Below are 17,026 nucleotides of genomic sequence, written 5' to 3' on the forward strand. Positions count from 1 at the left end.
GGCCCACAAAAGCCGGGCTTTTTCGTGTCATTAATTCCCAAATAAAAACAAGCTTTTATTTGACTGGAAGAGGTGCGTCTAATTCAATTCGGGAATTAATTATTGAGATAATAATTGCCAGTGAATTAATTTCTGAATTAACCAATCTGCTTAATTCCTTCCCTTCCACTTTCCAAATTTCCCTCATTATGCGCTTCAACTTCTTCTCCCGAAACACTGCGCCCACCGTCAACCACGAAGGGGCGCCCGCCTTCACCCTCACGCCTCAGCTGGAACTGTACGCCGCCGTGGCTACGGCCGCACTCAGCGACCAGTTCTACGAAACGGCCGACACCCGCCTGCAGCGTTTGCGCGATTTGGTGGCGAAAAACGAGCCCCGGTTCGTGGCCCAGCTGGCGGTGTATGCCCGCGAAGTGCTGAATTTGCGCTCGGTGCCGCTGGTGCTGTGCGTGGAACTGGCCCAGCTGCACCGCGGCGACAGCCTCGTGAGCCGCCTGGTGGCCCGCGTGGTGCAACGCCCCGACGAAATCACGGAATTGCTGGCCTTCTACGCCCAGGCCAACGGCCGGAGCGGGACCAAAGTCCTCAACCGCCTCTCCAAGCAGCTGCAAAAAGGGCTGGCCCTCAGCTTCAACCGTTTCGACGGCTACCAGCTGGCCAAGTACGACCGCGACGGCGCGGTGCGCCTGCGCGATGCCCTCTTCCTCGTGCACCCCAATGCCAAGGATGAGGCCCAGCAAGCGCTGTTCAACCAGCTGGTGCGCGGCGAATTGCCCACGCCCTACACCTGGGAAACCGAGCTGTCGGCGGTCGGGCAGGGGAGCTACGCCACCGATGCGGACCGGCAAACGGCTGTCCGCCAGACGTGGGAAACGCTGATTACCAGCGGCAAGCTCGGCTATATGGCCTTGCTGCGTAACCTGCGCAACATCCTCGAAGCCAACGTTTCGGCGGCCACGATGGAGAAAGTGTGTGATACGCTGGCCGACCGGTTTGCGGTGGCGCGCAGCAAGCAGCTGCCGTTCCGCTTCCTGGCCGCCTACCGTGAGGTGAAAGCCTTGCCGAGCGGCCATGTGGCCGGCGTGCTGTCGGCCCTGGAAACGGCCATTGCGCACAGCGCCGTGAACCTGCGCGGTTTCGGGCACGACACCCGCGTGGTGCTGGCCTGCGACGTATCAGGCTCGATGCAACAGCCCATTTCGGCCCGCAGCAAAGTGCTGCTCTACGACGTGGGCCTGGTGCTGAGCATGTTGCTGCAGAGCCGCTGTCAGAACGTGGTTACCGGCATGTTCGGCAACGTCTGGAAGCGCATAAGCCTGCCCCGCGGCCCGGTGCTGCGCAACGTGGACGAGCTCTACCAGCGCGAAGGCGAAGTGGGCTACTCCACCAACGGCCACCTGGTAGTGCAGGAGCTGTTGCTGCGCCGTGAGGTAGTGGATAAGGTGATGATTTTCACCGACTGCCAGCTCTGGAACAGCACCGGCGATGGGGGCGTATTCGGCCGAATCTGGGCCGATTACCGCCGCACCGTGGCCCCCAATGCCCGCCTCTACCTCTTCGACCTGGCCGGGCACGGCACCGCCCCGCTGGAGGTGCGCCCCGAAACGGGCGTGGCCCTCATCGCCGGCTGGTCCGATAAGGTGTTCGACGTGCTGAGCGCGCTGGATAACGGCGGCTCGGCCCTCACCGAAATTGAGAAAATTGACCTGTAAGAACTGCGGAACGGCCGGGCAGTAAAGCGGAACCCCCGGCCGCTAAAAAAAATGAAATAACCGGTGCCGTAGCTGCGGCATACTTCGTCCTGAAAACACGCTAGAGGCTTAAGTGTCTCGCCGGGTGTAATGGCCCGGAATCCGTTAGTCCAGCGCTTATTGCCCGGTTGTTGCTGTCTGAGTTGGGTGCCGTAGGCCGGCGCTACTTCGTGGTAAAGTTTTCGGGTGGAATTTTTTCCATCTCGCGGGTTCGAATCCCGTTTCCGCTTCGGGCGGAGGACGAAAACATTGCGCCAGCCGCTTGTTGCTCCAGCTTACAGATTTTTTAAAATAAAAACGACATGACTCACGTTTAAAAATTGCCGACATGAGGAAGACGGCTGCCCACTTGGGGCAGTCGCCGACCGGGATGCTGCCTTTCGCTTGCGAGGGCGCATCCCACCTCGGCCAGCTCCGCATGGTTCGGGTGCCGTAGGCCGGCGTTACTTCGTTGGTGAAAGGGGGCTTCTTCGGAGGCTCCGCTTAGGGTTCGACTCCCCTTCCGCAGCTTCGGCTGCGGTTGACACGCCTGCCGCCTGTTGCCCCGAATTTTCGGAGAAAGCCGAGTGAAATACGTTTCCGGATGGGTGCCGTAGCCGGGCCTTACTTCGTCCCTAATAGGTGCGGTTGCGGGTTCGACTCCCGAAGTGCTGCCGTGAGGCAGGGCAAATACGAATTGGTAGAGCCGCGCCAGTTGGCCGGGCGCCTGTTGCCCCAGCCGGAAACAAAAATGTGTATTGGGTGCCGTAAGCTGGTGTTACTTCGTCTGTTCCGTTAGGAACCGGGGGTTCGAATCCCTCCTTCAATTGGTAAGAGTTGAAGTGGCTGAGTGGTCGAAAGCACAATAAATTAAAGTCACCCGCTGCTTTTTGCCCCGATACATTTTTATTCAACTCCTATTCGGGTGTCGTAGCCCGGCCATACTTCGCACTTTTAATGCCCAGGTCGCGGGTTCGAGCCCCGCCGGAAGCTGCCCCAAAGCAGTCACCGTAGCTCAGTTGGTTAGAGCAGGACCAGAAGGCCAGGCGCTTGTTGCCCCGAACAGGTTTTTTGCTGATAAAACGGGCTGGTGCCGTAGCACCGCCATACTTCGTTAGGGACGATGGGGTCGCCGGTTCGAGGCCGGCCTGTGGGTTTTGGCCCGCAGTAGCTCAGCTGGTTAGAGCACATTACGTAGGTGATGCGCCTGTTGCCCGGCCCCGTTTTATCTTTCTTTTCATCAACGATGGAGACGCGAAGTGTCGCGTCTCTACACCGTGCAACAACCATTTTTATGGCCAACATATTACGCGGCAACGACCTTCGTGCCCTCGGGTTTCCCGAAGGTCGGGCCATCGGGCTTGCGCTGGCTCAATTGCAGCGCAAGCACCTCAAAAAACTCTCCCAAACCGACCAGCTTGCTTTGCTAGGTCAACTTATTGCCAACCCCACCGACTTCCTCACCCACCTCGACTGGAGCCACACGGCCGCCGCTTTGCTGCCTCCGCCCAACCGCCACATTGCTTTGGTTGAGCGCAAGGAATACGCCGTGTTCGGGGCTGAGCACATTGAGCCGGGCGCCATCCATCAGATGGAAACGGCCATGAAACTGCCCGTGACCGTGGCCGGAGCCCTCATGCCCGATGCCCACCACGGCTACGGCCTGCCCATCGGCGGCGTGCTGGCTACTGATAATGCGGTGATTCCCTACGCCGTGGGCGTGGACATCGGCTGCCGCATGGCGTTGTCGGTGTTCGATTTGCCGCCCAAATACCTCACCCAACGCACCCAGGAGTTGCGCAGCCTGCTACTCGAAAACACGCGTTTCGGTAGCGGCCGGGGCTTCGAGCGGGGCCAGCGCATGGACCACGCCGTGCTCGACCGGGCCGAATTTCAGGAAATCCCATTCCTGAAAAACAAGCTCGATAAAGCTGCCGAGCAAGTCGGCACTTCCGGCTCCGGCAACCACTTTGTGGAGTTCGGCATCGTCGAAATTACCGACGCGGAAAACGAGCTGGGCGTGCCCGTGGGGCAGTATTTGGGCGTGCTTTCGCACTCCGGCTCGCGGGGGCTGGGCGCGGGCATTGCCGAGCGCTACACCAAGCTCGCCAAGGACGTGTGTCAGCTGCCCGGCGAAGCCCAGCACCTCGCCTGGCTCGGGCTCGACACCGAAGCCGGCCAGGAATACTGGGCCGCCATGACGCTGGCCGGCGACTACGCCTCGGCCTGCCACGAGCAGATTCACCGCCGCCTGGCCCGCGCCCTCGGCGAAAAGCCCTTGGCAAAAGTGGAAAACCACCACAACTTCGCCTGGAAGGAGCGGCTGGCCGATGGCCGCGAGGTCATCACCCACCGCAAAGGCGCCACGCCGGCCGGCGCGGGCGTGCTCGGCATCATCCCCGGCTCGATGACGGCTCCCGGCTTCATTGTGCGGGGGCGGGGCGTGGCCGAGTCGTTGGCTTCGGCTTCGCACGGGGCGGGCCGGCTCATGTCGCGTACCCGCGCCAAGGCCGAGCTGGGCGAAGCGCAGGTGCGCAAGTACCTCGCCGACCACGGCATCGAGCTCATCGGTGGCGGGCTGGATGAAGCGCCGATGGCCTACAAAGACATCCGCACCGTGATGGCCAGCCAGCGCGAGCTGGTGGACGTACTTGGCTCCTTCACCCCCAAAATTGTGCGGATGGACGGCGCTTAATTACTGCCGAAAGTCAATCCAAATGTCTGGTGCCGTTCGTACATAACTACGTGTCTCTTACAGGGGACAGTTGTTTTCATAGCTTGGAAAGCCTCTCGCCCTTGGCGGGAGGTTTTTTAAATTTGGGGAAGAAGGGTTGCCCCGCAACACAAAGCCCCGGCCATTGCGGCCGGGGCTTTGTGTTTTTATCCCGGAACAGGTCGCGGCCCTACTGCACTACCAGGCGCTTAGCCACGAGACCGGCGGCCGTGCGGGCCTGCACCGAATACACGCCGGGAGCCAGGCCCGTCAGCGGCAGGTCCAGGGTTTCGGCGGTGCCGGCGGCCAGGGTACGCGTGAGCACCGTGCGGCCCAGGTTGTCGACCACCGCTACGACCGTGGCGGCGGTGCCGCGTAAGGCCACGGGCAGCAGCAGCGTGGCCGAGGCGTGGGCCGGGTTGGGGTACACGCTGGCCAGACGGGCCAAGGCGGCGGGCGCGGTAGCCAGCACGCGGGACTGCGTTGTGAAGAGTACAGCATAGCGGCCGGCAGCGGCGGTATTGGCCGCCAGCGTCAGGCTGACGGTGGGCGTGGTAGCCAGGTCGGTGTATGCGCCGGTGAGGGCATCGCGCAGGTAGGCGTGGTAGCCGGTAGGCAGGTTGGCGAGGTTATCAACACCGAGCGTATACGTGCCGGCAGTGGCCGCGCTCAAGTACATGGGCAAAATCACATCGGTAGTGCCGGCCAGGGTGGGCATCCCGTTGATGGAGGCCGTCTGGCCATTGGCATCGGTGGCCAGGGTCAGGCCATTGGAGGAGGGCAACGCCACGGCATCGAAGGCGGCATCATACCCAGCCGTAGCGCCCTGGTCGAAATAAATGGCCGTTTGGGTGGCGGCAGTAGCATTGCGCAGGCTTAGGGTGAGCTGGGTACGGGTGTCGGCGGTGCCGCGCTGGAAGGGCGTGTTGTTGGTGGTGGTGAGGCGCTCAGCATTGGTGAAGGCAATGCTGCCCACTTGCCCGGCTGCAATGGTGCGCACGACAAAGCCCTGCGACGACGGCAGAATATTGGTGCCGCCATTGGCGCTTACTCCGTTGATGTAGCTGGCATACGTGCCGGTGTACAAGCCATTGCTTTTGAACACGTACAGGGCGTTTTCCATGTTCGTCAGACGGCCGGCGCTCACCATCGCCTGCCAGTCGAGCGGGGCGGGGTAGGGGTTGCCCCGGAAGTGCCAGCCGGCATCGGTGTACGGGCCGCGGGTAAGGTTGCTGGCCGTGTAGTTGCCGTTGTTGAGCGTGCCTACAAAGTCCACGTTGGCCGCCGCCGAAATGTTCACCGTGTAGCCCTGCGTAGGGTTGAGCGCATCCGAGAGCGAGCCGGGCGAGAGGTAGCCCTTGTCGAAATCGATGGAGCCGGCGCTGCCGCTGCTGTTCACGCGCGTCTCGTCGTAGCTAAACACCGTGGGGAAGGGCCGTACCGATTTGCCAATGGTATTGAAGCTCGGGTTGATAACCGGCGTGTAGCCGGCCGTGGTCAGGTCGTTCACGTTGCTGCCGCTCACGGGCGGGGAGTAGTGGCGGTAGCCCGTGCCGTTGAAGGTGGGCGTGATGTAGCGCTGCACCGTGGCCGTGCCAACCACTGCACCGCCCGTATTATCAACCAGTGCCGTGCCGGCTGCCGACGACAGCAGCGTCAGCGTGCGGCCGCCGGTGTTCAGGTTGCCGCTTTGCAGGCGCACCACGCCGGCCACGGCCACGGCCTGGGTCAACGTCACGTTTGCGGTGTTCAGCACGCCCAGGTTCAGCACCTGCGCGGGCAGGCCCGTACCCGTTGCCTGGGCCACGGTGCCGTTGTAGAGGTAGCTGGCCTGCGGGCTAAAACTGCGCGAGCCCGTTACCTGCACCGCGCCTACGGCGCCGCTGGTTGCAATCCCGGCTGCGTCGCAGATGGCAATGGCGCCACCGGCTTGCAGGTCAAAATTACCTCCACCCGTAATGGTCTGGCAGTTCTGAATGAGCGAGCCGCCCGCCTGCACGGCCAGCGTACCGCTTACGGTTAGCGGGCCGCTCAGCGTAGCGACGCCGTTGGGACCCACAATGGTCACGTTGCGGTAGCTGCCCTGCACGGCCTGCGGCGTGCTCACCACCAAATCCTGCGAAGTGCCCTGGCCGCTGAAGTTAATAACGTAGGGGTTATTCGCCTGACTGTTGTTAGCGATGCTCACCGCGCCAGTGTTGGTGCCGGTGGCTGTGGGCGAGAACGTGACGCCGAACGTGGCCGTGCCGCCCGGGGCCACGTTGGTTGGGGCCGTGCCGCTCAGGGCATACGGCCCGCTGAAGGTGAAAGCCCCCAGCGTAAGGGCATCCGTGGCGCTGCCGTTGCTGATGGTGAACGTAACCGGGGCCGACGTGCTGCCCTGCTGCGTGCTGGCAAACCCTGTAAAGGTGCCGCCGTTAGCAATGCCCGTCCCGCTCTGGCTGACAGCAATCTGCGGGTTGGGGGTGGCGGCCTGGCCGTTACCGGTTAGGTTCACAGTGTACGTGGCACCGTTGGTGGCGTTTGAGTTGATAACCAACGTGCCGGTGCGGGTGCCGGTCGCCGTGGGGGTAAACGTCACGTTCACGGTGGCCGTGCCGCCAGCGGGCACGCTGGTCGGGGCCGTGCCACTCACGGCGAAGTTGCCGGTGGTGGTGATGCTGCTGATGGTCAGCGGGTCGGTGCCGCCATTGGTGAGGGTGAAGGATACGGCCGTGCTGGTCGTGTTCACCGTCTGGTTGCCGAAGCCATAGGCCGTGCCGCCGCTGGGGTAGCTGGTGGCGCCCTGGCTCACGGCCAGGGTGGCGGCCGCCGGGCTGGTGGTGAAGGTGACGGTGGCCGGGCCGGTGGTGCCGCTCGGGCAGGTGGTGGTGATGCTGACCGTGTAGCTGGTATTAGGCGTCAGGCCTGTAAGGGTTACCGAAGTGGCCGTACCGGGCAGGGTTTGCGTGGTGGTCGTCGGCGAGGTCGTCATGGTATAGCTCGTGGCCGAGCCGTTGCCGGTGAACGACACCGTGGCCGAGCTGCTGGTGATGCTGCCCGCCGTCAGGTTGGTCGGCGCCGCGCAGGTGGGCGTCACCGTAAACGTGGCCGGGGCCGAGGGCGGCGTGTTTGGGAAAGGCGGGTTGGTAACGGTCACGTTGTAAGCACCCACCGTGGCCAGGTCGGCAGCCGTCAACACCGCCGTCAGCTGCGTGGCCGATACGTAGGTGGCCGTCCGGTCCGAACCGTTGAACTGCACCGTAGTCGAGTTCACGAAGCCCGTGCCGTTAATAGTCAGCGTCAGGCCGGGCGTGCCCACCTCGGCCGAGGGGGGCGACAGGCTGGTGATGGTGGGCGTGGGGGCCACGGCAATCGACAGCAGGTTGAACGGCGTCAGGAAGTTGGCGGGCACCAGGGTGCGCTTGTTGCTGCCGTAGCCGACCGGGTTGGCGTTGGTGGGGTCGGGCGGGCTGGTTGCGCTGGCCGGCAGCGACAAATCGTAGAGGTTGCTGCTCGAATAGCCCGAACCGTTAGGAGCCGTTAGTTCCAGCAAATAGCCCTTATTATAAGTGCCAGTCCAGAAAATATCAAGGTTGATGCGGGCCGCCGCGTCGATGCCGAAAAACGGGCCGCTGTTCGAGCCCAGTCTGATATCGGCCTGCGTATTGAGCGTGCCGTCATTAGGCGGCGACTGCGTCGACAAAATGCCGGAAGGAGCAGAGAAGTCGTTTTTGTTCTCGGCATCGTAGAGAATGGTGCTGGTCGCGCCGGCGAACGAATTGGTGTAAGCCGCACCGCCCACCCGCGGGTTGAGCCCGGCGTTGGGGTCGCCAGCAGCGTAGGCCAGCGGCCCATCAACGCCGCCGGTGGTGACGACCAGGCCCGTCGCCGGGCTAATCCGGTAGTTGGCATCGTTGGAGCTCACCACCCGCACCAGGTCGGCTACTGGATTGAAATTGAAGCCAATGCGCTCTGTGGCGTCGCCAAGCATCAGGGAAATCGGCGAGGCGCTCACGGCCGTGGCCACCCCGGTTCTGGGGTTAAGGGTATAAAGCTGGGCGTTATTGGTTGTCAGGGCCGGGTCGTAGCCTAAAGCATAAAGTTGCCCCGTCAGGGGGCGAAAATCAATGCCTACCAGTTTCTGGTTGCCCACCACGCCCGTGATTAAGAATAAGTTGTTGTTAGGGCCTCCGGTTGCCGGGTCGAATGCCGCCAGGCCCTGCGAGCCCGCCGTGGCACCGGCCGGATAAATGGGCGAGTAGGCAAAAGTATGGGTGACCGTGCCGATGCCGTAAATGGTGGTTTGCGCCTGAGCCGCCAAGCCAGTCAGCAATAGCACCGCACTCAGAGCAAGGCGCAGAAAGCGACTTAGTCGCTGGCCCAAAGCAGACCGCGAAAGTAGGAGTTTGGACATAGGGTAAGAGAAAATGGAGGGGTTAAAACCAACAAGAACAGGCTGGCAGCGCCGCCGTTGGCGGCACATACGATTGCAGCCCGGTGCCCGGATGAAAACGAGTTTAAAAAGTATGCCTGAGCCGTTTGCTCGACGCCTGCGACGCACTTAAAAATAATAAAATATTCGAGAAAATCAACTCACTACCCGCACTACGTCGCCCACCCGGATGATGCCGCCCTGCGCGATGTGCGCCGTGAGGCCGCCGTGCCCGCGCATGGCGTTGTAGCCGCCGGGGCCCAGCTCTTCCTCCATGCGCGAGCAGGGGTGGCACTCGCCGGTGATGTCGAGAATGACGTCCTCGCCGATACGAATCTGGCGGTTTTTCAGGGCCAGCAGGTTCAGGCCGCGCACCACCAGGTTGCGGCGCAGGCGGGCCGGGTCCAGCGGCGCATCCAGCCCCAAGTAGCCGGCCACAGCCACCAAGTGCTCCTGCTGAATGAGCGTGACCTGCCGCTTGCCACCGGCTTTGGGCCGGGCGTGGTCGCCGAGCATGTGGGAGTCGGTTTTCAGCTCTGCCTCGGACACTGACACCAGCGGCTCGCGGCGCACCGGGCGCTGGCCAATCCATTCTAGGGTGCCGGTTTGGGGCAAAGTGGCCAGCAGGCGCGCCACGGTCGATTTATCGTCGCCAAAAAAGGGAAAGGGCATAGTATTAGTGGTTAACGATTAGTTGTCAACGGTTAATTGCCAATGTTTAGTGGTTGATTGTTAATGGTTGATGGATGGTTATTAACCACTCACCGTTGACCACTAACTACTATAGTTACAATTCATCGGCCGTGCCGTAACCCTCGCGGATTTCGGTGTGCCGAATCTGCCCGCCGAGGTTGCCGGCCCGGGCCAGCAGGCCGAAGCTGAGCACGGTGGCCGCCAGTGCCAGCAGGGCTACCAGGCGGGATTTGGGCGAATTGTTTTTCAGCAACAGCAGCCCGAACAGCGCCAGCGCCGCCGCTGTTTCCAGCACCCAGAAACCCAGCTCGGCTGCTTCTTCGTGGTTGTGAATGAGGGCGCGGCTCACGCGGGGCAGGTTTTGGGCAATGGCGGCCGCGCCCTCGCCGGTGAGCTGAGCCGGTAGGCACAGCAGGCCGGCGGCCAGCACGGCCACTAGGCCGGCTTTGGTCAGGTCGAGATTGTGCTTGGGCACGCCCGCCCCCAGTAGCACGGCGGCAAAAAGGCTGCCCACAATGGGCACATGGTTGACAATGAGGTGCAGGTGGGCTTGATTCATCAACGCGAAACGGAAAACTGGCGGGGCTACGGCGGCCGGGGCGCAAAGCTACTTCGGGTCGGAATCACGCAACCCTTTTTGCCGGTCCCCGACTCTCGTTTAGTGAACTGCCAGCAGGGCAGAATCGTTGTTTCAATAGCCTGGCACCCCGCTCGCGGATGGGCTGGCGGTAGCGGCAAAGCAATAAAAATGAGCTCTGCCGTTGCTTGATTACCAGCTCAATTTCTGTTGCGCTAAAATTGGTTTACTGCCGTAGCTCCCCCGGTTGCAAACAGGCACTGCAGTTGGTTTTTTGCCCGAAAAGCTGGCATTGCGCTTGCCTTTGGGGTTGAATTAACAGTCATTTCCTTTCTTCTTCCCCGATATGGCTTTCCTTCCTCGTTTCATCAGCCGCCTGGCGGCCCCGCTGCTGCTCGCGTTGCCGCTGGCCCTGGCCGCGCCCGCGCAGGCCCAAACCGCCCCCGCGCCCACCGACGTTATCCGCGAAATCACCGATGCCGTGGGCCTCAAGGCCCGCTTCCAGCTGCGGGCCACGCGGGAGGTCGACAACGCCGCCGCTGTGGTTTACGACGGCCAGCGCTACCTGCTCTACAACCCCGATTTTCTGAATGCCGTGAACCGCGCCGGCCACACCGACTGGGCCGGCATCAGCATCCTGGCCCACGAAATGGGCCACCACCTCAACGGCCACACCCTGCGCGCCGGCGGCTCGCAACCCGCCGATGAGCTGGAGGCCGATGAGTTTTCCGGCTTTGTGCTGCGCAAGCTGGGGGCCAGTCTGGCCCAGGCCCAGGCCGCCATGGCTACCGTGGCCGACGACGAAGGCTCGAGTACGCACCCCGGCCGCACGCCGCGCCTCACGGCCATCAGCCAGGGCTGGCAGCGGGCCAATGGTCAGATTGTGGCCAGTGCCCGCACTGCCGCACCCTCGGCCGCTCCTGCTGTGATTGCCGCCGCACCCATGGCCCAGCCGACCCGCGAACTTCCTGCCCGCCAGGCCCGTCAATATCCCTCGGTGCCGGACGATGCCGGCGAAATGGTGGCCGTGAGCCAGAACACCGGCGATGCCGTGCGCCTGGTAGGCCAGCTTACCTTCCGCAACGACCCCAGCCAGCGCTACTACCTCACCAACGCCCTGAAAGTGGTGCGCGTGGATGACGACGACAACGCCGAAGTGGTAGGCCGCGTCACCCGCACCACCAGCCAGACCTTCCCCTTCGTGCTCACCGACGGCCAGCAGCGCCGCCTGTTCATCACCGCCCGCGGCGATGTGTACGACAAGGCCGGCCAGCGCGTAGCCAAGCTGCACGATACGATGTAAAACGCCATTTGCAATCAATGAAAAGCCGGTTCGCACGTTAGCGGACCGGCTTTTTTGTGGGCTGGCGGGCCGGGTTCCAATGGACTGTTGTTCCTTCGTGGCCGGTTTCCCACCCCACCATTTCATTGCTTATGTCTTCGCTGCCATTTCTGCTGATTGATGCTTTCACCACCGAGCCCCTGCGTGGCAACCCCTGCGCCGTGGTGCTCGATGCCGATGACCTCGACCCCAAGTTGCGCCAACGCCTGGCCCGCGAGTTCAACCAGTCGGAAACGGCTTTTGTGAACCGTGCCGCGCCTGGCAGCACCGAATTCACGGTGCGCTTCTTCACACCGGCAGAGGAAATTCCGCTGGCCGGGCATCCCACCATTGCCACCGTCACCGCGTTGCTACACGCCGGCCGGGTGGTGCTGCCCACTTCCGGCGAAGCCCTTACGCTTACGCTGAACCTGCTGCACGGCCCCATTCGGGTGGATGTGCTGCCGGGGGCGGCCGGTACCCCGGCCATGGTCTGGATGACGCAGCGTCGGCCTGTTTTCGGGGCTACGCATGTGCCGGAAGTAGTACTGCCGCTCTTCGGCCTCACGCCCGATGACCTGCTGCCCGGCGCGCCCATCCAAACGGTGAGCACCGGCACGCCGCAGCTCATGATTCTGCTGCGCGACCACGCTGCTTTGCGCCGCGCCCACGTAGCCGATGCCGCCGCCCTAGGCCGCTACCGCGCCGAAAGCGACTTTTTCAGCCCGCACCTGTTTTGCTTGGGCGGCGCGACCGCGGCCGGCCACACCTTCGCCCGCCACTTCGGCACCCCGCCCGATGTGTCGGAAGACCCCGTCACGGGTTCGGCCACGGGCGGCATGGCGGCCTACCTCTGGCACCACGGCTACATCGAATCGCCCGAGTTTATCGCTGAGCAGGGCCATGACATGGGCCGCGCCGGCGCCGTGCAGGTGCGGATTCAGGGCGTGCGCGAGGCCATTGAATCGGTGCAGATTGGTGGCACCGGCGTGGTGTTGCTGGAAGGCGGGCTGCGCGGGGAATTATAACCGGAAAGGCAACCGGAGTTGGATTTGGGGTGTTAGAACGTAACGAAAAGGCCATCATGCAGAGCGCAGTCGAAGCATGAGGGTCAATTAAACTCAACAGTCAACCCTCAAAACTCAACACTTCCCTCTGTGCCCGAACTACCCGAAGTCGAAACCTACCGCCGCTTTATTGATGAAATCGCCGTGGGCCAAACCATTGCCGCCGTGCAGGTAAACGATGCCCACGTGCTGGCCACTCCCGAAGACCAGCTCCGCGCCGGCCTCGTGGGCCGCACAATTACGGGCACCAGCCGGCTGGGCAAAAACTGCTTTCTGGAGCTGGATAACGGCAAAGTTCTCGTCCTGCATTTCGGGATGACCGGCGACATCGGGGCCTACCGCGACGAGCCCGACGCCCCGCGCTTCACCCGCGTGGCCCTGCACCTGGACGATTCCGGCCTGCGCCTGGCCTTCATCGACCCGCGCAAATTCGGCCGCATCCGGCTGGCCGATAGCGCTGCCGCCCACCAGGCCGCTAAGAAAATTGGCCCCGACGCCCTCGCCATCACCACGGCCGAACTGCACCAGAAGCTTAGCCGCCGCAAAACGCTGCTGAAACCCCTGTTGCTCGACCAAAGCATCACTGCCGGCCTCGGCAACTGGATTGTGGACGAGGTGCTGTTCCAAGCCAAAATCAACCCGGAGCGGCTGGGTTCCTCGCTCACCGAGAAGGAATTCAAGGCCCTGCACGCCGCCATTCAGTTGGTGCTGACCACGGCCATCGAACACGAAGCCAACTATAAGTATTTCCCCAAATCCTTCCTCATCCACGCCCGTGAGTGGGACGAATCGGCCACGCCTGGTTCTGATGCACATACCTTCTGCCCGCGCCATGCCAAGGTGAAAATCGAGAAAGAATACGTGGGCGGCCGGGCAACTTATACCTGCCCCAAGTGCCAGCCCGCGCCGGCCTCAGTGCATATTGCCGAGCCCGCCACCGAGCGCAAAAATGCCTGAGCACGCCCCAAACCCAATAATCAGCACCAGCAGCATGCTCAGGAAATAGGGCGCGGCCCCGGGCTCACCGGGCTTGCTGCCGAGGTGTGTGAACCCCAGAATCAGATTGAACAATGCCTGCCCCAAATAGACCAGCGCGAAAATGAAAGCCGCTGCCTGGTTGACGAGCTTCGCGGCCAGCCCGAATACTACGGCCGCTGCCAGCACAGCCAGCAAGTTGTTGCGCACAATGCTGCCAAAGGTAGGAGGCATGATAAGCGGCTTGTTGATTGGCAATTGATGCTACAAGATATGCCGCAAATCCTGTGTTTGGGCCAGCCGATTGGCAGGGCACGGCTGCGTGCCCCTGTTGCTCACTGCATGCTTCCCATGTGCATGTGGGACAGCGAGTAGGCGCAGCTTCCCAGCCCAATTAGGAAAATGCCGATGCTGGAATAAATGCAGCCCATCACCGTCTGGCTGCGGCCCGTAAACGCCAGCCCGATGGCCGCCAAAACGTTGAGGCAAAACAAACCCGTCAACGCGAAGAAATAAGCATATGCCGTTTCACTGGGCCGGCCACTGGTTGCGGCAAAAGCTACCACATAGAGCACCAGCATCAGGCCCGCATTGAGCAGCAGCGGGCCTCTTACGCTGCCTCGTGGGCGTTCGGGCGGTGGTCCGGGTTCCTGGTTCGGTGCCATTAGATAATTCCCGTGCGCTCGGTCCGTAATTCTTCCAGCCGCGCCAGTTTCTCCTGGTCGCGGTAGAAGATGTTCATTGTTTCAAACGGAATAATTTTCAAATCCTTGCTCACGATGTGCACGCAGGATTTTTTCACCGCCCGCACGTCGAAATTATACGCATCCATGAATTGCAGAATGATAATTCGGAACAAATTATCATAGCCTAGATTGGGCGCCGAAACCTGCGGCAGGCAGCACAGCAATTGGTTGATTTCGGGCACCACCGTATCCACCGTATTGGCGGTGCTGAAGAGCTTGAGCATGTGCTGGCGCAGGCGCGGGTCGCGCTCATACACAATGGTATTGCCGCCGCTCTGGAGCAGCTCGGCGGGGTCCACGTAGCGGGTGAGGGGGAATACCTCGCCATCAAGCTTCAGCGCGTAAGCCATGGCCAGCGCGTCGGGGTTGCAGGGCACGGGCAGCAGGTCTTCGGCCGAGAAAACCGGGCTTTGGTCGATGATGCCCTGACGCACTTCGGTGAGCGAAAACGAGTCGGTTTCGGGGTTGAAATTGTCGAGCCGCCCGGCCGCCTGCGTGGGCTGAAACGTGACGCCGCGAATGCACTTCTGCTTCAGCGCGTAGTCAATGATTTCGCCCATCTCATCGTCGTTCAGGCCCTTTTGCAGCGTCACGACCAGCGTGGTGCTGAGGTTGTACTTATTGAGATGTTCAATAGCCTGCCGGCGCACCTCGCGCAGGTCGCGGCCGCGCATGGTCATCAGCACGTTTTCGCGGAAGGAATCGAACTGCAGATACACCTCAAACGCGCCCGCATATGTGGCCAGCCGCGCCACGAAAGCCTCGTCTTTGGCCAAGCGCACGCCGTTGGTGTTCACCATCAGGTGCTTGATGGGCTTGCGCTTGCACATATCCAGAATTTCCCAGAACTGCGGGTGCAGCGTGGGCTCGCCGCCGGATATCTGCACCACGTCGGGCTCGCCTTCGTTGGACACCACCAGGTCCACCATGGCTTCCACTTCTTCCAGGGTGCGATGCCGGCCGTGGGTGGGGCTGCTTTCGGCGTAGCAGGTGGGGCAGGTGAGGTTGCAGCGGTCGGTTATCTCAATGACGGTGAGGCAGCTGTGCTGCTCGTGGTCGGTGCACAGGCCGCAGTCATACGGGCAGCCGAAATGCGTGGCCATGTTGAAGCGGCGCGGCGTTTCGCTGGGCTTCACGTAGTTGCGGATGCTTTTGTAATACTCAATATCGGTGGCAATACGCACCTTTTGCCGCCCGTGCTCGGGGCAGCGCTTGAGCATGAACACGTTCCCGTCCTCAAAGACAATTTTGGCCTCGATGCGGCGCAGGCACTGTGGGCACAGGCTCAGCGTGAAATCGTAGTAGGTGTAGGGACGTTCAGGCATGGGAATGTTATTGATTCAGTAGTGTGCCAATTGGTCAGAATGAATTAAAAACTTACTTATTAACCCACAGCTTTACATTATTTGGAGGTCTAATCTCTTTTATGTGTTGGACGAATGCTGCTATTTTAGAAGCGTCTTCAGCATTTGGTTGTAGTCGCACATATAGAGCGTAGCATTCCAGCATTCTAGAAGCTTCATCATAACTGATTCCAGTAGTTTGAAGCAGGTTTTGATAAGATTTGCCGATAAACCAATTAGCAGAGTAAAATTGACCTTGGTTTTCCTTAAGCAAGGGCAATACTCTCTCGAAATAACTTATTGTCTTTCTGAACTCTGCTTTCTCGTTTGAGAAACCATTTACTCCGCCATACCACAAAGCCCCGATATTTGATGGGTCCTTTGAAAGAACTTTGTCAATTACATGATTTGCTTCCTCGTATTTGCTTTGTTGTGTCAATGATAAAGCAAGCTGGCACTGATAAATTAAATTTGAGCTGTCTGCTTTAACAGCTTCTCTAAAAACCCTTTCAGCAGCAGAGTATTTCTCGTTTGCAAGGTATTTGTTGCCGTTAGCTAAGTAGTTTGTCTGCCCAAATACAGTCTGTGAAAATGAAGCCGTTAATAAGGCAATTAAAGTTATTATCTGTTTCATTTTTGTCTGCTTTCAAATTATAGGTTTTTTCAATGCGACTACGTGAACATGCAGCTTGAATTTCAATACCTACTGCTCCTCAGTACACTCCACCCCCAAACATAATACCCCAGCCCCGCCACACATGCCCACTGTATCGCCGTAAGTCCCAGCCCCGGCAGTGCCGCGGTGGGCTTGATAAACTCCACCAGCAGCCGGAACAGCAAATAGCCGCTCAGAAACAGCTGAAACCGCCGGCCATCGGCCAAAGAAGTGCGCCGTTCCAGCAGCCACAGCAGCAGCGCCAGCGCCCCCAGAAACAGGATTTCGTAGATGTTGGTGGGGTGGCGGCGCACGCCATCGCCGAAGTTGATACCCCAGGGCAGAGTGGTGGCCGTGCCGTAGGTACCGTCTTCCAGGCCGCTGAAAAAGCAGCCGAGCCGGCCAATGGCGAGGCCCAGTAGGATAGGAAACACCATGAGGTCGCCGCTACTGGCCTTCACGCCCAGGCGCTTTTTGGTGAGCTCCACGCCGATGAGGCCGCCCAGGAAGCCGCCCACAATGGTTTTGTTGGTGAAGTAGTAGAGCCAGCCGCCGGGCGGGTGCGCCAGCAGCTCGGGGTGCTCGAGCAGGCCCAATAGGCGCGAGCCGAGCAGGGCCCCGGCGGCGGCGCCTACAAAAATCCATTGTCGGTGCGCGTCGCTGATGCGGTCGCGAGTGCCGGTGCGCAGGTGCTGGTAGAGGCGGAAGCCGAGGGTGTAGGCCAGCACCTCGCACAACAGGTGCACGGGCAGGCGGGCAGGACCCAGGGCTAGCTCGACGGGGAAATGCATG

Annotated in this window: 13 protein-coding genes; 5 read left to right on the forward strand and 8 right to left on the reverse strand. The window is 61.2% G+C overall.

From position 1 onward, the window contains the following. Positions 1-188 precede the first annotated feature (188 nt). Both ACYVM5_RS13450 and ACYVM5_RS13455 read left to right on the forward strand, forming a co-directional pair. Entirely contained in the window at positions 189-1,712 is a 1,524-nt protein-coding gene (locus ACYVM5_RS13450; protein WP_460618626.1) for a TROVE domain-containing protein, read from the forward strand. Positions 1,713-3,024: 1,312 nt separating this feature from the next. Then, positions 3,025-4,425 carry an RtcB family protein gene (locus ACYVM5_RS13455; protein WP_460618627.1) on the forward strand — a complete coding sequence of 467 codons (1,401 nt, stop codon included), beginning with the start codon at positions 3,025-3,027 and terminating at the stop codon, positions 4,423-4,425. A gap of 208 nt (positions 4,426-4,633) precedes the next feature. Here the strand turns inward: ACYVM5_RS13455 and ACYVM5_RS13460 are convergent, their stop codons facing one another. The 3 genes from ACYVM5_RS13460 to ACYVM5_RS13470 form a co-directional block, all read right to left on the reverse strand. Further along, positions 4,634-8,839: a DUF4394 domain-containing protein gene (locus tag ACYVM5_RS13460; RefSeq protein WP_460618628.1), complete on the reverse strand. Its 4,206-nt coding sequence runs from the start codon at positions 8,837-8,839 to the stop codon at positions 4,634-4,636. 174 nt (positions 8,840-9,013) lie between these two features. Next, positions 9,014-9,529: an MOSC domain-containing protein gene (locus tag ACYVM5_RS13465; protein ID WP_460618629.1), complete on the reverse strand. Its 516-nt coding sequence runs from the start codon at positions 9,527-9,529 to the stop codon at positions 9,014-9,016. A gap of 115 nt (positions 9,530-9,644) precedes the next feature. Next, a complete protein-coding gene (locus ACYVM5_RS13470) occupies positions 9,645-10,109 on the reverse strand; it encodes a hypothetical protein (protein ID WP_460618630.1) in 465 nt (154 codons plus the stop codon). Positions 10,110-10,473: 364 nt separating this feature from the next. Here ACYVM5_RS13470 and ACYVM5_RS13475 point away from each other — a divergent pair, with 364 nt between their 5' ends. The 3 genes from ACYVM5_RS13475 to mutM all read left to right on the forward strand — a co-directional run bounded on the left by ACYVM5_RS13475 (position 10,474) and on the right by mutM (position 13,472). Further along, on the forward strand, positions 10,474-11,430 hold the full coding sequence (locus ACYVM5_RS13475) for a M48 family metalloprotease (protein ID WP_460618631.1): 957 nt from the start codon (positions 10,474-10,476) through the stop codon (positions 11,428-11,430). Positions 11,431-11,561: 131 nt separating this feature from the next. Continuing rightward, positions 11,562-12,476 (forward strand): PhzF family phenazine biosynthesis protein, encoded by a 915-nt coding sequence (locus ACYVM5_RS13480; protein WP_460618632.1) that lies wholly within the window; start codon positions 11,562-11,564, stop codon positions 12,474-12,476. A 129-nt stretch (positions 12,477-12,605) separates the two neighbouring features. After that, complete coding sequence (gene mutM, locus ACYVM5_RS13485) at positions 12,606-13,472, forward strand: Fpg/Nei family DNA glycosylase (RefSeq protein WP_460618633.1); 867 nt, start codon at positions 12,606-12,608, stop codon at positions 13,470-13,472. On the opposite strand, the gene ACYVM5_RS13490 is transcribed toward mutM, so the two are convergent. The 5 genes from ACYVM5_RS13490 to ACYVM5_RS13510 form a co-directional block, all read right to left on the reverse strand. Continuing rightward, positions 13,428-13,724: a hypothetical protein gene (locus ACYVM5_RS13490; RefSeq protein WP_460618634.1), complete on the reverse strand. Its 297-nt coding sequence runs from the start codon at positions 13,722-13,724 to the stop codon at positions 13,428-13,430. The genes mutM and ACYVM5_RS13490 overlap by 45 nt on opposite strands. A 101-nt stretch (positions 13,725-13,825) precedes the next feature. After that, complete coding sequence (locus tag ACYVM5_RS13495) at positions 13,826-14,155, reverse strand: hypothetical protein (RefSeq protein WP_460618635.1); 330 nt, start codon at positions 14,153-14,155, stop codon at positions 13,826-13,828. Then, positions 14,155-15,561, reverse strand: coding sequence for a radical SAM protein (locus ACYVM5_RS13500; protein ID WP_460618636.1), 1,407 nt, complete (start codon positions 15,559-15,561; stop codon positions 14,155-14,157). Before ACYVM5_RS13500 ends, ACYVM5_RS13495 begins: the two co-directional genes overlap by 1 nt. A gap of 52 nt (positions 15,562-15,613) precedes the next feature. After that, positions 15,614-16,213: a tetratricopeptide repeat protein gene (locus tag ACYVM5_RS13505; RefSeq protein ID WP_460618637.1), complete on the reverse strand. Its 600-nt coding sequence runs from the start codon at positions 16,211-16,213 to the stop codon at positions 15,614-15,616. A gap of 62 nt (positions 16,214-16,275) precedes the next feature. Beyond that, positions 16,276-17,025: a prolipoprotein diacylglyceryl transferase gene (locus ACYVM5_RS13510; RefSeq protein WP_460618638.1), complete on the reverse strand. Its 750-nt coding sequence runs from the start codon at positions 17,023-17,025 to the stop codon at positions 16,276-16,278. Position 17,026: the final 1 nt, after the last annotated feature.

The organism is Hymenobacter ruber (assembly GCF_054783255.1).

Excerpts from the sequence above, each read along its gene's own strand:
- ACYVM5_RS13510 (WP_460618638.1), bottom strand. The coding sequence starts at position 17,025 with ATGCATTTCCCCGTCGAGCTAGCCCTGGGTCCTGCCCGCCTGCCCGTG.
- ACYVM5_RS13500 (WP_460618636.1), bottom strand. The coding sequence starts at position 15,561 with ATGCCTGAACGTCCCTACACCTACTACGATTTCACGCTGAGCCTGTGC.
- ACYVM5_RS13490 (WP_460618634.1), bottom strand. The coding sequence starts at position 13,724 with ATGCCTCCTACCTTTGGCAGCATTGTGCGCAACAACTTGCTGGCTGTG.
- ACYVM5_RS13455 (WP_460618627.1), top strand. The coding sequence starts at position 3,025 with ATGGCCAACATATTACGCGGCAACGACCTTCGTGCCCTCGGGTTTCCC.
- ACYVM5_RS13470 (WP_460618630.1), bottom strand. The coding sequence starts at position 10,109 with ATGAATCAAGCCCACCTGCACCTCATTGTCAACCATGTGCCCATTGTG.
- ACYVM5_RS13450 (WP_460618626.1), top strand. The coding sequence starts at position 189 with ATGCGCTTCAACTTCTTCTCCCGAAACACTGCGCCCACCGTCAACCAC.
- ACYVM5_RS13465 (WP_460618629.1), bottom strand. The coding sequence starts at position 9,529 with ATGCCCTTTCCCTTTTTTGGCGACGATAAATCGACCGTGGCGCGCCTG.
- ACYVM5_RS13475 (WP_460618631.1), top strand. The coding sequence starts at position 10,474 with ATGGCTTTCCTTCCTCGTTTCATCAGCCGCCTGGCGGCCCCGCTGCTG.
- ACYVM5_RS13505 (WP_460618637.1), bottom strand. The coding sequence starts at position 16,213 with ATGAAACAGATAATAACTTTAATTGCCTTATTAACGGCTTCATTTTCA.
- ACYVM5_RS13495 (WP_460618635.1), bottom strand. The coding sequence starts at position 14,155 with ATGGCACCGAACCAGGAACCCGGACCACCGCCCGAACGCCCACGAGGC.
- ACYVM5_RS13460 (WP_460618628.1), bottom strand. The coding sequence starts at position 8,839 with ATGTCCAAACTCCTACTTTCGCGGTCTGCTTTGGGCCAGCGACTAAGT.
- ACYVM5_RS13480 (WP_460618632.1), top strand. The coding sequence starts at position 11,562 with ATGTCTTCGCTGCCATTTCTGCTGATTGATGCTTTCACCACCGAGCCC.